General features: G+C 57.6%; 14 protein-coding genes and 1 rRNA gene. 6 read left to right on the forward strand and 9 right to left on the reverse strand.

What is annotated here, in order from left to right; genetic code table 11:
* Positions 1 to 119: 119 nt before the first annotated feature.
* On the forward strand, positions 120 to 821 hold the full coding sequence (locus PSUM_RS19775; RefSeq protein ID WP_020798790.1) for a lipoate--protein ligase family protein: 702 nt from the start codon (positions 120 to 122) through the stop codon (positions 819 to 821).
* Between the two features lie 10 nt (positions 822 to 831).
* On the opposite strand, the gene crp is transcribed toward PSUM_RS19775, so the two are convergent.
* Positions 832 to 1,476, reverse strand: a complete 645-nt coding sequence (gene crp, locus PSUM_RS19780; protein WP_020798789.1) for a cAMP-activated global transcriptional regulator CRP — start codon at positions 1,474 to 1,476, stop codon at positions 832 to 834.
* A gap of 228 nt (positions 1,477 to 1,704) precedes the next feature.
* On the opposite strand from crp, the gene PSUM_RS19785 reads away from it, so the two are divergent.
* Positions 1,705 to 2,127 carry an OsmC family protein gene (locus PSUM_RS19785; protein WP_008061600.1) on the forward strand — a complete coding sequence of 141 codons (423 nt, stop codon included), beginning with the start codon at positions 1,705 to 1,707 and terminating at the stop codon, positions 2,125 to 2,127.
* 63 nt (positions 2,128 to 2,190) lie between these two features.
* On the opposite strand, the gene coq7 is transcribed toward PSUM_RS19785, so the two are convergent.
* The 6 genes from coq7 to hemJ form a co-directional block, all read right to left on the reverse strand.
* Positions 2,191 to 2,838: a 2-polyprenyl-3-methyl-6-methoxy-1,4-benzoquinone monooxygenase gene (coq7, locus tag PSUM_RS19790; RefSeq protein ID WP_008061601.1), complete on the reverse strand. Its 648-nt coding sequence runs from the start codon at positions 2,836 to 2,838 to the stop codon at positions 2,191 to 2,193.
* Positions 2,839 to 3,007: 169 nt separating this feature from the next.
* On the reverse strand, positions 3,008 to 3,346 hold the full coding sequence (locus PSUM_RS19795) for a histidine triad nucleotide-binding protein (RefSeq protein WP_007986008.1): 339 nt from the start codon (positions 3,344 to 3,346) through the stop codon (positions 3,008 to 3,010).
* A gap of 71 nt (positions 3,347 to 3,417) precedes the next feature.
* Positions 3,418 to 4,206 carry an SDR family NAD(P)-dependent oxidoreductase gene (locus tag PSUM_RS19800; RefSeq protein WP_033038784.1) on the reverse strand — a complete coding sequence of 263 codons (789 nt, stop codon included), beginning with the start codon at positions 4,204 to 4,206 and terminating at the stop codon, positions 3,418 to 3,420.
* A 61-nt stretch (positions 4,207 to 4,267) separates the two neighbouring features.
* On the reverse strand, positions 4,268 to 5,215 hold the full coding sequence (locus tag PSUM_RS19805) for a DUF805 domain-containing protein (protein ID WP_033038781.1): 948 nt from the start codon (positions 5,213 to 5,215) through the stop codon (positions 4,268 to 4,270).
* 62 nt (positions 5,216 to 5,277) lie between these two features.
* Complete coding sequence (locus tag PSUM_RS19810) at positions 5,278 to 6,246, reverse strand: NAD(P)H-dependent flavin oxidoreductase (protein WP_083349807.1); 969 nt, start codon at positions 6,244 to 6,246, stop codon at positions 5,278 to 5,280.
* A 33-nt stretch (positions 6,247 to 6,279) separates the two neighbouring features.
* Positions 6,280 to 6,708, reverse strand: a complete 429-nt coding sequence (hemJ, locus tag PSUM_RS19815) for a protoporphyrinogen oxidase HemJ (RefSeq protein WP_020798784.1) — start codon at positions 6,706 to 6,708, stop codon at positions 6,280 to 6,282.
* Between the two features lie 135 nt (positions 6,709 to 6,843).
* Here hemJ and argC point away from each other — a divergent pair, with 135 nt between their 5' ends.
* Entirely contained in the window at positions 6,844 to 7,878 is a 1,035-nt protein-coding gene (argC, locus tag PSUM_RS19820; RefSeq protein ID WP_020798783.1) for an N-acetyl-gamma-glutamyl-phosphate reductase, read from the forward strand.
* A 168-nt stretch (positions 7,879 to 8,046) separates the two neighbouring features.
* Positions 8,047 to 8,397, forward strand: coding sequence for an iron-sulfur cluster insertion protein ErpA (gene erpA, locus PSUM_RS19825; protein WP_007906865.1), 351 nt, complete (start codon positions 8,047 to 8,049; stop codon positions 8,395 to 8,397).
* Between the two features lie 71 nt (positions 8,398 to 8,468).
* On the opposite strand, the gene PSUM_RS19830 is transcribed toward erpA, so the two are convergent.
* Together PSUM_RS19830 and PSUM_RS19835 are read right to left on the reverse strand one after the other, a co-directional pair.
* Positions 8,469 to 9,560: an anhydro-N-acetylmuramic acid kinase gene (locus PSUM_RS19830; protein WP_020798782.1), complete on the reverse strand. Its 1,092-nt coding sequence runs from the start codon at positions 9,558 to 9,560 to the stop codon at positions 8,469 to 8,471.
* A 3-nt stretch (positions 9,561 to 9,563) separates the two neighbouring features.
* Positions 9,564 to 11,000, reverse strand: coding sequence for a peptidoglycan DD-metalloendopeptidase family protein (locus PSUM_RS19835; protein WP_083349806.1), 1,437 nt, complete (start codon positions 10,998 to 11,000; stop codon positions 9,564 to 9,566).
* Between the two features lie 213 nt (positions 11,001 to 11,213).
* On the opposite strand from PSUM_RS19835, the gene tyrS reads away from it, so the two are divergent.
* Both tyrS and PSUM_RS19850 read left to right on the forward strand, forming a co-directional pair.
* Positions 11,214 to 12,413 (forward strand): tyrosine--tRNA ligase, encoded by a 1,200-nt coding sequence (tyrS, locus tag PSUM_RS19840; RefSeq protein WP_020798780.1) that lies wholly within the window; start codon positions 11,214 to 11,216, stop codon positions 12,411 to 12,413.
* 494 nt (positions 12,414 to 12,907) lie between these two features.
* Positions 12,908 to 14,444 (forward strand): 16S ribosomal RNA (locus PSUM_RS19850).
* Positions 14,445 to 14,462 lie beyond the last annotated feature (18 nt).

Here is a 14,462-nt window from a genome sequence, read left to right on the forward strand (position 1 = left end):
ATCGCGAGCAAGCTTGCTCCTACAGGGTTTGAGGGTAACCACAATCAACTGTGGGAGCGAGCCTGCTCGCGATAGCGGCATAAGAAACACCACAGACTTTTTGTCTTACGGAGTACCTTGTGACCTCACCTGTTTCTCTGACCATCGAAGGCGGCCTTCAGGCCGAGCAGGATCTGCTGGCCTCGGTCTGTGCTGGCGACGCGGAATTTGGGCTGCTGTTCTGGCAGCCCAGCGACCAGGCATTGGTAATGCCGCGCCGCTTGAATCGCTTGCCAGGTTTCGAACACGCCTGCGAAGTCTCCGCCGCTGCAGGCTGGCCGGTGCTGTTGCGCGATACCGGTGGTGAACCCGTTCCGCAATCAGCGACAACCCTCAACATCGCTCTGGTTTACGCGCCACCGCGTAGCGAAGGGGATCTGAACCGTATCGAGACCGGCTACCGGCGTCTATGTGATCCGATCTGCCAGTTGCTGGATGAGCTGGGGGGCACTTCGTCCCTGGGCGAAATCGACGGTGCCTTCTGTGATGGCCGCTTCAACGTCAATCTGGATGGGCGCAAGATGGTTGGTACTGCCCAGCGCTGGCGCCAGAGCCAAGGTGGTCAGCGTCCAGTAGGGCTGGTTCATGGTGCGATGTTGCTGGATAACGAGCGCGAATCGATGGTCGCGGCGGTCAATCGCTTTAATGAGGCCTGCGGTCTGGAGCAACGGGTGCGGGCAGAAAGCCACATCGCCTTGCATGAGAAGTTCACCGCGCCGGATGCGCTGGAACGTCTTGATGAACTCTACCGTCGAATGCTTGGGCACATGTTCAACGGCTAGATTTACGTGCTCAGCGCGTACCGAAGACCACCATGGTCTTGCCTTTGACATCCACCAGGTTGCGCTCCTCCAGATCCTTGAGCACACGTCCGACCATCTCCCGGGAGCAGCCAACGATCCGTCCGATTTCCTGACGGGTCACCTTGATCTGCATGCCATCGGGATGGGTCATGGCATCTGGCTGCTTGCACAGTTCAAGCAGGCAGCGGGCGACGCGACCGGTGACGTCGAAAAACGCCAGGTCACCGACCTTGCGGGTGGTGTTGCGCAGGCGTTGTGCGATCTGTCCGCTTAGTACGTAAAGAATGTCCGGATCCTGCTGAGACAATTCGCGGAATTTCGCGTAGCTGATTTCTGCCACTTCGCATTCGACCTTGGCCCGCACCCAGGCACTGCGTTCCTGTTCGTGGCCGGCCTGCTCAAACAGACCCAACTCACCGAAAAAATCCCCGGCGTTCAGGTAGGCGATGATCATTTCCCGACCGTCGTCGTCTTCGATCAGGATGGTGACCGAACCCTTGATGATGAAGAACAGCGTCTCCGAGCGGTCACCGGCGCAAATGATGTTGCTCTTGGCCTGATAGCGACGGCGCTGGCAATGCATCAACAGCTTGTCGAGGTTTTTCATCTTGAGGGTGGGGGCAATAGCAACCATGGTTGTATCCCGAAAAGACTGCACGGTGTGTTGGGTTTTTATGAATTGCGGACATTGCGGCTCAGCTGGCCAAGCGCCAGCGAATTGGCGCCAGCTTACCAGACACTTCTTGCAATATTCGAGATTTTACCTACAGCGCTGATGGTTATGTCCTAGGACGCCAATCACTGTCAACCAAGGGGCCTGTGCTAAGCTGGCGACCCTTTTTTAGACAGTGGAGTCTTGGCGATGAAGGCACGCATCCAATGGGCTGGCGAAGCCATGTTCCTCGGCGAATCCGGCAGCGGTCATGTCGTGGTCATGGACGGTCCGCCCGATGCCGGCGGCCGTAACCTGGGTGTCCGGCCGATGGAAATGCTCCTGCTGGGTGTCGGCGGTTGCAGCAATTTCGATGTGGTCAGCATCCTCAAGAAGTCCCGTCAGGCGGTCGAGAGCTGCGAGGCGTTCCTTGAAGCTGAGCGTGCGACTGAAGATCCGAAGGTTTTCACCAAGATCCACATGCATTTTGTGGTCAAGGGGCGTGGCCTGAAGGAAGCGCAGGTCAAGCGGGCTATCGAACTGTCCGCTGAAAAGTATTGCTCGGCTTCGATCATGCTCGGTGCGGCAGGTGTAGAGATCACCCACGACTACGAGATCATCGAGCTGGGTTGAATCGAGATCAAAAAAAGGCGACTGCCTCAGGGCCGTCGCCTTTTTTGTTTCCGGTGTAGCCGGTCAGATCCGATAAGTACTCTTGGTCATGACCTTGGCCATCAAGCTCATCCCGAACTTTACCGGTGCCGGAAAGCGAAAGCCGCCAGCCTCCAGTGCGCTTTCGGCATGCTGTTCTTCATCGATGCGCATCTGCTCGAGAATCGCCCGGGATTTTTCATCCTCGGCCGGCAGTTGCTCCAGGTGTTCATTCAAGTGCTTGCACACCTGATCTTCTGTCGCTGCGACAAAACCCAGGCTGACTTTGTCGCTGATCAGGCCTGCAACAGCGCCTATCCCAAATGACATTCCATAAAACAGCGGATTGAGAATGCTGGTGTGGCTACCCAATTGATGGATGCGTTGCTCACACCACGCCAAATGGTCGACTTCTTCTTCGGCGGCGTGCTCCATCGCGATGCGCACTTGCGGCAGCTTGGCAGTCAGGGCCTGCCCTTGGTACAGCGCTTGGGCGCAGACTTCACCGGTATGGTTGATGCGCATCAGCCCGGCAACGTGGCGAGTGTCTTCATCGCTCAATTTCGCATCGGGCTGTACAATGGCCGGCGACGGACGGTAGGGCTGGCCGCTGAAGGGCAGCAGGGTCCGCATCGCGGCATCGGCTTGCAGCAGAAGGCGATCAATTGGCGAGTAGTGACGTTGGGTAGTCATGCTGACCTCCGGAGGAATCTCGGCGGCCAGTTTAACCCAATCGGCCGGGGAAGGTTTGCGTTGGGTCATTACGACGCAGGCTCGCCCTTGTAGGAGCCTGGCTTGCCGGCGATGGCGTCATCGAGATCGCCATCGCCGGCAAGCCCGGCTCCTACAAGGGCGTTATGAATCAGCCCGGCGGCCAGTGCATCTGGCGCTGCCCCAGTACGTGCATATGAATGTGATAGACAGTCTGCCCACCTTCTTCATTGCAGTTCATGACAACTCGGAAACCTTTTTCGCAACCCAGTTCCAGGGCCAGGCGCTGGGCGGTGAACAGGATGTGTCCAGCCAGGGCCTTGTCGTCCTCGGTCAGGTCGTTCAGGGTACGTACCGGCTTCTTCGGAACCACCAGGAAGTGCACTGGTGCCTGCGGGGCGATATCGTGGAAGGCCAGGACCTGGTCGTCCTCGTAAATGATCTTCGCCGGGATTTCCCGGTTGATGATCTTGGTGAACAGAGTATCCACAGCTGTTTTCTCCGTTGTTTGGGCTGGCCCGAGTGTACCCATGCCGGGTGTACCCGCCCAGTGTTTTACCTTCAGCGCGGGCAGTGAGCCTTGATGACCATGCCGGTGATCGTCCTGATCAGCCAGCGCGAGCCGAACCGGGGCAGGGTGGCGAACCAGCGGTTGCGTCGCCCCGGAATAATGATTGCGCGATTTTTCTCCAGGGCTCGCACGGTATAGAGCGCGACTTCCTCCGGACTCATCAGCATTTTACTGTTGGACAGTTTGTCGTCGTTCAGTTGCGCGGTGCGGAAAAACGCCGTGCGAGTCGGGCCGGGGCAGAGCACCGAGACCTTGACCGCGCATTTTTTCAGCTCGACGCGCAGGGCTTCGGAAAAGTGCAGTACATAGGCCTTGCTCGCGTAGTAAGTGCTCATCCACGGCCCGGGCTGGAACGCCGCGACCGAAGCGACGTTCAGAATTTGACCGCCACCCTGTAACGCCATGCTGTTACCGATGGCATGGCACAGGCGAGTGAGTGCCAGAATGTTCACTTCAATCAAATCCTGTTCGGTCATCCAGTCTTGAGCCAGGAACGGGCCGCAAGTGCCAATGCCGGCGCAGTTGACCAGCAGGTCGATTTGCCGGTCACCTTCCTCCAGTTCCAGCAGGAAGCCCGACAGGCGCAGTGGCTCGCCCAGATCGCAGGCACGGAACAACACTTCCACGCCAAAACGTTGGGTCAGTTCAATCGCAATGCTTTCCAGCTGATCACGCTGTCGAGCCACCAGAATCAGGCTGCGGCCGCGCCGGGCCAGCGCTTCAGCCATCGCCAGGCCGATGCCGCTGGAAGCGCCAGTGATCAGAGCGTAACGGGTCATGCCATTCTCCATCGCAACAGCTCCGCGCCGCGACGCAGGTGTCACGGGCGGGGAGCGCTGTTCATTCTTTCGCAGAGTCTACAGGGGGCGGGGCTTCTTCGGCTGCCTCGGCTGGCGAATTTGCTTGCGGTTCGACTTCGACATCGATTTCGTCAGTGGTCATCGAGCCGCTTTGGTAGCTGCTTTCGAGGGTGTCTTCATACTCTTGCTGGATTGCCGAGATTCCACCCACCATTGCACCGACGGTAAATAACCCGATAAACACAATCCACAACGCGCACAAAACCTTGACCGCCGTGCTGTTGGGCGGGGGAGGCGGGCCATAGCGGTTCGCGCCGATGTTGCCTGGCATGACCATGATCACCAGCGGGAAGAAACTGCCTACGAACGGAACCAGGTTCAGGAGCCAGAGCCAGCCCGACCAGCCTATATCGTGCAAACGCTGAATGGTGAACAGAACACTGATCACCACGAACGCCAAGAACAGGAAGAAGGCGAAGATGCCGCCGATGATCAGTCCGGTGGTGGAGTCGCCACTGACCAGGCCCAGGCCGATGAGCGCAAACACGCCGACAACGGGAAGGGTCACCAGGCTCAGCACCATCGTCCACGCCAGAAAACGCAGGCGCCCGATGCGACCTTCGACGCCGAAGGGTTTGAGTACGGCGAATTCCGGCTGTCTTTCGCCAAGGCTTGCCTGTGGTGGCGAATACGGGGACTGCGGCTGCGCTGCAGAGACAGGATCGTGAACATCGGCCAGGTCTGGCTCGATCGTAGGTTGCGCCTCGATCCGGGCATCGACACCCGTATTCCTCAGGGCTTGAAGATAGGCCTGCGCATCAGCTTGTGACAGGTCGTTCTTTAATGCTATCGGTCGACCATTGAACAGGCGCTCGATGGCGCTGACGTCGCTCTTGAACAGCGCAGCGAGATTGAGTTTAGCCGTGTTGATATCAACCCCCGGCAACAAAGTGCCGTCAAACACGATCTTGTAATGGTTTTCGCTCATTGCCCAGGCGTCCTTGTCGCAAGTCATCGATACGAATGGCCAGCCGCTGCTTGAGTGGTTGCTCAGCGCGGCCAGTGTTGGCGCAGTTGCTCTGCTTGCTCCTGTGCCTTGCGGTACTCGGCGTCGAGACGTGCGATCAATTGTTCGACGCTTGGCAAGTCATCGATTTCACCGACGCCCTGGCCCGCGGACCACACAGTTTTCCAGGCTTTGGCTTCATCGCTGATGGGTTTGAGTTTGGAGCCGAAATTGACCTCTCCCTTGTTTTGCAGCGCTGCCGTGTCGAATCCGGCGGCCTCCAGGCTTTGGCGCATGAAGCTTGCCGGTACCCCCGACACTGCTGGAGTATGGATGATATCGGCGGCTCTGGACGTCAGCAGCATCTCTTTGTAGGCGTCAGGCGCGTGACTTTCAGTGGTGCCGATAAATCGTGTGCCGAAGTAGGCCAGGTCCGCACCGAGCAATTGTGCTGCGAGAATTTCGTGGCCGTGGTTCAGGCACCCGGCCAGCAGTAGCGTCTTGTCGAAAAACTGGCGGATTTCGGCGATCAGCGAGAACGGGCTCCAGGTGCCAGCATGTCCGCCGGCACCCGCCGCGACGGCAATCAGCCCGTCCACACCCGCCTCGGCGGCTTTCTCGGCATGGCGACGGGTCGTCACATCATGGAAAACCAGGCCGCCATAGCCGTGGACCGCATCGACTACTTCCTTAACGGCGCCCAGGCTGGTGATCACGATCGGCACTTCGTGTTCGATGCAGATATCCAGGTCCGCCTGCAAGCGCGGATTGCTGTTGTGCACAATCAGGTTCACCGCGTAGGGCGCAGGGTTTTCCAGAGTCGCCAGCTGCGCCTCGATTTCCTCCAGCCAAGCCTTGAAACCACTGCTCTCGCGTTGATTCAGCGCTGGAAAACTGCCCACTACGCCGTTGCGACAGCAGGCAAGCACCAGTTGCGGGTTGGAAATCAGGAACATCGGCGCGGCCACTACGGGCAAGCGCAAGCGTTGTTCAAGCAGGGCGGGCAGCGACATTTGAAGTACCCCGGTGAGTGATAACTATTGGATTTAGAACGGCCGAACGACGACCAGAATTACGATCGCCAGCAATATCAGAACCGGCACTTCATTGAACCAGCGATAAAAGACATGGCTGCGGGTATTTTCGCCACGGGCAAAGCGCTTTACCTGCGCGCCGCACATATGGTGGTAGCCGATCAGCAACACGACCAAGGTCAGTTTGGCGTGTATCCAGCCACCCTGGCTGAAGATGCCTGGATTGAGGTAGATGAGCCAGCCACCGAAGATCAGCGTGGCGATCATCGCCGGTCCCATGATGCCCCGGTACAACTTGCGCTCCATGATGCTGAAGCGCTCCTTGCTGATGGTGTCTTCGCTTTGGGCGTGGTAGACGAACAGGCGCGGCAGGTAGAACAGGCCGGCAAACCAGCACACGACGCTGATGATGTGGAAAGCTTTGAGCCACAGATAAAGCATTTTTGGTTATTCCCAGGTTCACGGTAGTCCGGATAGTAGAGGCTTGCGGTCCCGCACGTCACCTTGCCGGTTGTCGCAGGACGATACGGGCCCTATTATCGACGGCTTTCCAGTGGGTTCGTTGAGGGCAGGTTTATGGTCAAGGTCGGTATCGTCGGCGGCACGGGTTACACCGGTGTCGAACTGTTGCGTCTGTTGGCACAACATCCGCAAGCTGAAGTGGTGGTGATCACTTCCCGATCCGAGGCCGGCCTGGCTGTGGCCGACATGTACCCGAACCTGCGAGGCCACTACGACGGCCTGGCGTTCAGTGTCCCGGACATCAAGACCCTGGGCGCTTGCGACGTGGTGTTCTTTGCCACCCCTCACGGCGTAGCGCATGCCCTGGCGGGTGAATTGCTGGCAGCCGGCACCAAGGTCATCGACCTGTCTGCGGACTTCCGTCTGCAAGACGCTGATGAGTGGGCGAAATGGTACGGCCAGCCACACGGTGCTCCTGAACTGTTGGATGAAGCGGTCTATGGCCTGCCGGAAGTCAATCGCGAGCAGATCAAGAAGGCGCGCCTGATCGCTGTGCCGGGTTGCTACCCGACCGCTACGCAGTTGGGTTTCCTGCCATTGCTCGAAGCGGGCCTGGCCGATGCTTCGCGCCTGATCGCCGACTGCAAGTCCGGCGTCAGCGGTGCCGGTCGTGGTGCTGCTGTGGGTTCGCTGTACTCCGAGACATCGGAAAGCATGAAGGCTTACGCAGTCAAAGGGCATCGCCACCTGCCGGAAATTCGCCAGGGTTTGCGTCGTGCGGCGGGCAAGGACGTTGGCCTGACCTTCGTGCCGCACCTGACCCCGATGATCCGTGGCATCCACTCCACGCTCTACGCGACCGTCGTGGATCGCTCGGTGGACCTGCAGGCGCTGTTTGAAAAACGTTATGCGAACGAGCCGTTCGTCGATGTCATGCCTGCCGGCAGCCATCCGGAAACCCGCAGCGTGCGAGGCGCCAACGTGTGCCGTATTGCCGTGCACCGCCCTCAGGACGGCGATCTGGTGGTCGTGCTGTCGGTGATCGACAACCTGGTCAAAGGCGCGTCGGGTCAGGCCGTGCAGAACATGAACATCCTGTTCGGGCTGGACGAACGTCTGGGCTTGTCCCACGCGGGCATGTTGCCGTAAGGCTATATTGCACTCAGCAAAAGGCCCGTTGAACGGGCCTTTTTGCATTTCCGGCCGAGCGACTGGGTTGCTTGATATACCATAACAATAGTTGACCGCTTTTCTAGGAGAAGCGGATAATGCGCGTCATCACGCAATATGACGGCTTAACGCCGGGAGATAGTCAGCATGAGCGTCGAATCCTTCACCCCCACGGCTTTGCAATTCACCCACGGTGCCGCGCACAAGGTGAAGAGCCTGGTCGATGAAGAGGGGAATGATCGCTTGAAGCTGCGCGTATTCGTTACGGGCGGCGGTTGTTCAGGTTTTCAGTACGGCTTCACTTTTGATGAGGAAGTGGCCGATGACGACACCATCGTTGAGCGCGAAGGTGTGAGTCTGGTTGTCGATCCGATGAGCTTCCAGTACCTGGCAGGAGCCGAGGTGGATTATCAAGAAGGTCTGGAAGGCTCGCGTTTCGTCATCAAGAATCCGAACGCTACCACCACCTGTGGCTGTGGCTCTTCGTTCTCGATCTGATCAGCGCATCTGAATCATCAAAACGCCGCATGGCCTCAGGGCCCTGCGGCGTTTTGCTGTCCGGCATTTAACTATGCAGGGTAGATGGCGCCAAGTACGCGCAGCCCACGGGCACCGGTGACGCTCGGGCGATTGGCCGCGATACCTTCCAGGCAGCAGTGAGCCAACCAGGCGAAAGCCATGGCTTCGACCCAGTCAGGGTCTACGCCGTGAGTGGCGGTGCTGCTGACGGTCGCATCTGGTAGCAGGCTGGCCAGGCGCTTCATGAGTGCAGCATTGTGCGCGCCCCCACCGCAGACCAGCAGCTCCTGAGTATCGGCTTGGGCACTGCGCAGCGATTCGACGATGGTCAATGCCGTCAGTTCCAGCAGCGTTGCCTGGACGTCCTCGGCCGCGAAGGCTGGCAGCGCTGCCAGATGCCGGGTCAGCCATGGCAGGTTGAAGACTTCGCGGCCGGTACTCTTCGGACCCTTTGTTACAAAGAAGGGGTCGCTGAGCAGTGCCTTCAACAGTGCTGGTTCGACTTTGCCGCTGGCAGCCCATTGGCCATCACGGTCAAAGTTGTCCCCGCGCCGTTGCTGAATCCAGGCGTCCAGCAACACGTTTCCCGGGCCGCAGTCGAAACCTGCGACAGGCTTGCCGGGTTCAATCAGGCTGAGGTTGCTGAAACCACCCACGTTCAGCACGGCGCGGTTGCCAGGCTGCTCTTCAAAAAGTGCTTCGTGAAAGGCTGGAACCAGCGGTGCGCCTTGCCCGCCAGCGGCAACGTCGCGGCTGCGGAAATCACTGACCACCGTGATGCCGGTCAGCTCGGTCAGCAGGGCCGGATTACCGATTTGCACCGTGAAGCCGCGTGCGGGTTCATGGCGAATGGTCTGGCCGTGACTGCCAATCGCGCGAATGTCGTCAGGCTTGAGGTGCTGCTGGGCAAGGAGGGCGTTAACACCCTGCGCTGCCAGTTTCACCCAGTTCTGTTGGGCAATGGCGGAGCGGGCGATCTCGTCCGGACCGCTGGCGCACAAGCCAAGCAGCTCGGCGCGCAGTGAGTCGGGCATCGGGATGTAGTGGGTGGCAATCAGCCTGATCGCCGGGGCTTGCTCGATCAGCGCTATGTCCAGGCCATCAAGGCTGGTCCCGGACATCACACCTATATAGAGCGCCATGGCCTAGCGCTTGGCCGAAGCTAGCTGGGTGGCTCTTTCCTGGTCCATGCGGGCCATCAGTGGTTGGCTCTGCGCCAGGAAGCGTGCGCGTTCAGCTTTGGAAATCGGATCGGCCATCGCTACTTTCTGGCCCAGCGGATCGACGTGTACGCCATTGACCTGGAATTCGTAATGCAAATGCGGGCCTGTGGAAAGGCCGGTAGTACCGATGTAGCCGATGACCTGGCCTTGCTTGACTGTTCCTCCGGTCTTGACGCCTTTGGCGAAGCCTTGCATGTGGCCGTACAGCGTGCGGTAGGTATTGCCGTGCTGCAGAATGACCGTGTTGCCGTAACCGCCGCGGCGACCTGCCAGTAGTACTTTACCATCACCAGCCGCCTTGATTGGCGTACCACGCGGTGCCGCGTAGTCCACGCCTTTGTGGGCGCGGATCTTATTCAGGATCGGGTGTTTGCGGCCCATGGAGAATTTCGAGCTGATGCGGGCGAAATCCACCGGGGTGCGGATGAATGCCTTGCGCATGCTGTTGCCATCAGCCGTGTAATAGCTGCTGTTGCCTTGCTTGTCGGTGTAGCGCACGGCGGTGTAGGTCTTGCCGCGGTTGGTGAAGCGTGCGGACAGGATCGGACCGTTGCCGACCGCTTTGCCGTTGACCACTTTCTGTTCATAGATCACGTCGAACTGGTCGCCCTGGCGAATATCCTGGGCAAAGTCGACGTCGTAGCCAAACACGCTGGCCATGTCCATGGTCAGGCTATGCGACAGGCCTGCACGCGCAGCGGACTGTGACAACGAGCTGTTGATCACGCCATGTACGTAGGCGGAACGCACGGTGGGCTTGGCGGTCGTGCGGTTGAAGCTGTAACCCTTGTCGTTCTTGGTCAGGGTGATGGTTTCGAGGTCGCTGACCTTGCTATGCAGGCTGGTCAGCTGGCCGTCCGGACCCAGTTCGAATTCGAGTTTCTGCCCATGCTTGAGCTGACTGAACTGCTTGGCCTGTTTGTCGCTGGCCAGCAAGTCATGCACTGAAGTGGCTGGAAGGCCGACTTTTGCGAACAGCGTGGAGAGCGTATCGCCTTTGCTGACGATCACTTCCCTGTGACTTGGCGCCTTCTTTTCTTCTGCAACCGGTGCAGGTACCGCTGCAGGAGCGGGAGCCGCTTGAGCAGTTTCCTGCGGCTCCTGGGGGCTGTCTTCGATCTGTGCAAAAGGAGACTCGACCGGCTCATTTGTGGCTTGGACGGCGTGGGCAGCGTCATGTTCTTGTGTCAGTTGTTCGGCAGGGCTTTCCAGTTCAAGGCTCAGGGTTGTCTTTTTGGCTTCTACATCACTGGAAGGAAATACCAGAAGCGCCAGGCTCAGCAGGGCGGCGATGCCACTGGCTGCGAGCAGGTGGGTTTTCGGGTAAAGCGGTGGCGCTTTAGACGATTCTTTGGTCATAAGTAGTGTTTTGACTTTGAAAAAGATGAATTGGAAAAGATGAATGACATGATGAAGATGAAATAACTGTATAAAATATAACCAAATCATCCCTGAAGCAAGTCCGTGGACGCTCTGTCAGCGGATTGGCGTCATTGTGCCGGCCGAACTTTGTATTTGACGCGCGATCTTGTATGGTTGGTCCCCTTTGAATTCGAGCCTTGCGGGTCTGTTATGAAGTCGGTTGAAGAGCAGCTAGCGCTGATTAAACGTGGTGCGGAAGAACTGTTGGTCGAGTCCGAGCTGATCGAAAAACTCAAGCGTGGCCAACCGCTACGTATCAAGGCCGGCTTCGATCCGACCGCCCCGGATTTGCACCTGGGCCACACCGTGCTTATCAATAAGCTGCGCCAGTTCCAGGAATTGGGTCACCAGGTGATCTTCCTGATTGGCGACTTCACCGGGATGATTGGCGATCCGAGCGGCAAGAGTGCAACGCGTCCTCCGCTGACTCGTGAGCAGGTTCTCGAAAATGCCGAGACCTACAAGACCCAGGTGTTCAAGATTCTCGATCCGGCCAGGACTGAAGTGGCATTCAACTCCACCTGGATGGATCAGATGGGCCCCGCCGACTTCATCCGCCTGACTTCGCAGTACACTGTGGCTCGCATGCTCGAGCGCGATGATTTCGACAAGCGCTACACGACCAATCAGCCGATCGCCATCCATGAGTTCCTTTATCCGCTTGTCCAGGGTTACGACTCGGTTGCCTTGCGCGCGGATGTCGAGCTCGGCGGCACCGATCAGAAGTTCAACCTGTTGATGGGGCGTGAGTTGCAGCGTGGTTACGGTCAGGAAGCCCAGTGCATTCTGACCATGCCCCTGCTTGAAGGTCTGGATGGCGTGAAGAAGATGTCCAAGTCCCTGGGCAACTACGTCGGTATCCAGGAGGCGCCGGGAGTGATGTACAGCAAGCTGGTCTCCATTCCGGATGCGTTGATGTGGCGTTACTTCGAGCTGCTCAGCTTCCGTTCCATGGATGAGATCAATGCCTTCCGTTCTGAAGTCGAGGCGGGCGCCAATCCGCGTGACATCAAGATCAAGCTGGCTGAAGAGATCGTTGCCCGCTTCCATGGTGAGGAGGCTGCGGCCAACGCTCATCGTGCGGCAGGTAATCGTATGAAGGATGGCGAGCTCCCGGACGATCTGCCTGAAATCGAATTGACTGCAGCCGAAGATATGCCGATCGCCGCCGTCCTTAATAAGGCTGGCCTGGTGAAGAACTCGGCTGTGGCGCGTGATCTGCTCGGTTCCGGTGGTGTGCGTATCGATGGCGAGGTGGTCGATCGCTCCTTTATATACGTACTGGGAGCGACCCACGTTTGCCAGGCCGGCAAGAAGGCATTTGCGCGTATTACGCTCAAATCTGAATAAACCTGTAACAAAGGGTTGACGACGGATTTCAGGGGCCTATAATTCGCCCCACTTCCGGCGCAGTCGAAACGGAAAACTCCCTGGTAAACAATGAGTTACGAAGTTTTCGGCAGCAGGTTGCTTTAGTTCATCGAAGCGCCAAGGACGTTGAAAAAGAGGTGTTGACAGCAGCGTGTAACGCTGTAGAATTCGCCTCCCGCTGATGAGAGATCTGAAGCGCAAGTGGTTGAAGTTGTTAAGGATTCCTTGAAAACTTCTGAAAAATACCACTTGACAGCAAATGGGGCTGCTGTAGAATGCGCGCCTCGGTTGAGACGAAAGATCTTAACCAACCGCTCTTTAACAACTGAATCAAGCAATTCGTGTGGGTGCTTGTGGAGTCAGACTGCTAGTCAACAGATTATCAGCATCACAAGTTACTCCGCGAGAAATCAAAGATGTAACCAACGATTGCTGAGCCAAGTTTAGGGTTTTCTCAAAACCCAAAGATGTTTGAACTGAAGAGTTTGATCATGGCTCAGATTGAACGCTGGCGGCAGGCCTAACACATGCAAGTCGAGCGGATGATGAGAGCTTGCTCTCTGATTCAGCGGCGGACGGGTGAGTAATGCCTAGGAATCTGCCTGGTAGTGGGGGACAACGTCTCGAAAGGGACGCTAATACCGCATACGTCCTACGGGAGAAAGCAGGGGACCTTCGGGCCTTGCGCTATCAGATGAGCCTAGGTCGGATTAGCTAGTTGGTGAGGTAATGGCTCACCAAGGCGACGATCCGTAACTGGTCTGAGAGGATGATCAGTCACACTGGAACTGAGACACGGTCCAGACTCCTACGGGAGGCAGCAGTGGGGAATATTGGACAATGGGCGAAAGCCTGATCCAGCCATGCCGCGTGTGTGAAGAAGGTCTTCGGATTGTAAAGCACTTTAAGTTGGGAGGAAGGGCAGTAAATTAATACTTTGCTGTTTTGACGTTACCGACAGAATAAGCACCGGCTAACTCTGTGCCAGCAGCCGCGGTAATACAGAGGGTGCAAGCGTTAATCGGAATTACTGGGCGTAAAGCGCGCGTAGGTGGTTTGTTAAGTTGGATGTGAAATCCCCGGGCTCAACCTGGGAACTGCATTCAAAACTGACAAGCTAGAGTATGGTAGAGGGTGGTGGAATTTCCTGTGTAGCGGTGAAATGCGTAGATATAGGAAGGAACACCAGTGGCGAAGGCGACCACCTGGACTGATACTGACACTGAGGTGCGAAAGCGTGGGGAGCAAACAGGATTAGATACCCTGGTAGTCCACGCCGTAAACGATGTCAACTAGCCGTTGGGAGCCTTGAGCTCTTAGTGGCGCAGCTAACGCATTAAGTTGACCGCCTGGGGAGTACGGCCGCAAGGTTAAAACTCAAATGAATTGACGGGGGCCCGCACAAGCGGTGGAGCATGTGGTTTAATTCGAAGCAACGCGAAGAACCTTACCAGGCCTTGACATCCAATGAACTTTCCAGAGATGGATTGGTGCCTTCGGGAACATTGAGACAGGTGCTGCATGGCTGTCGTCAGCTCGTGTCGTGAGATGTTGGGTTAAGTCCCGTAACGAGCGCAACCCTTGTCCTTAGTTACCAGCACGTAATGGTGGGCACTCTAAGGAGACTGCCGGTGACAAACCGGAGGAAGGTGGGGATGACGTCAAGTCATCATGGCCCTTACGGCCTGGGCTACACACGTGCTACAATGGTCGGTACAGAGGGTTGCCAAGCCGCGAGGTGGAGCTAATCCCATAAAACCGATCGTAGTCCGGATCGCAGTCTGCAACTCGACTGCGTGAAGTCGGAATCGCTAGTAATCGCGAATCAGAATGTCGCGGTGAATACGTTCCCGGGCCTTGTACACACCGCCCGTCACACCATGGGAGTGGGTTGCACCAGAAGTAGCTAGTCTAACCTTCGGGAGGACGGTTACCACGGTGTGATTCATGACTGGGGTGAAGTCGTAACAAGGTAGCCGTAGGGGAACCTGCGGCTGGATCACCTCCTTAATCGACGACTCAGCTGCT

Origin of the sequence: Pseudomonas umsongensis (assembly GCF_002236105.1) — a bacterium.
Lineage (GTDB): Bacteria > Pseudomonadota > Gammaproteobacteria > Pseudomonadales > Pseudomonadaceae > Aquipseudomonas > Aquipseudomonas umsongensis.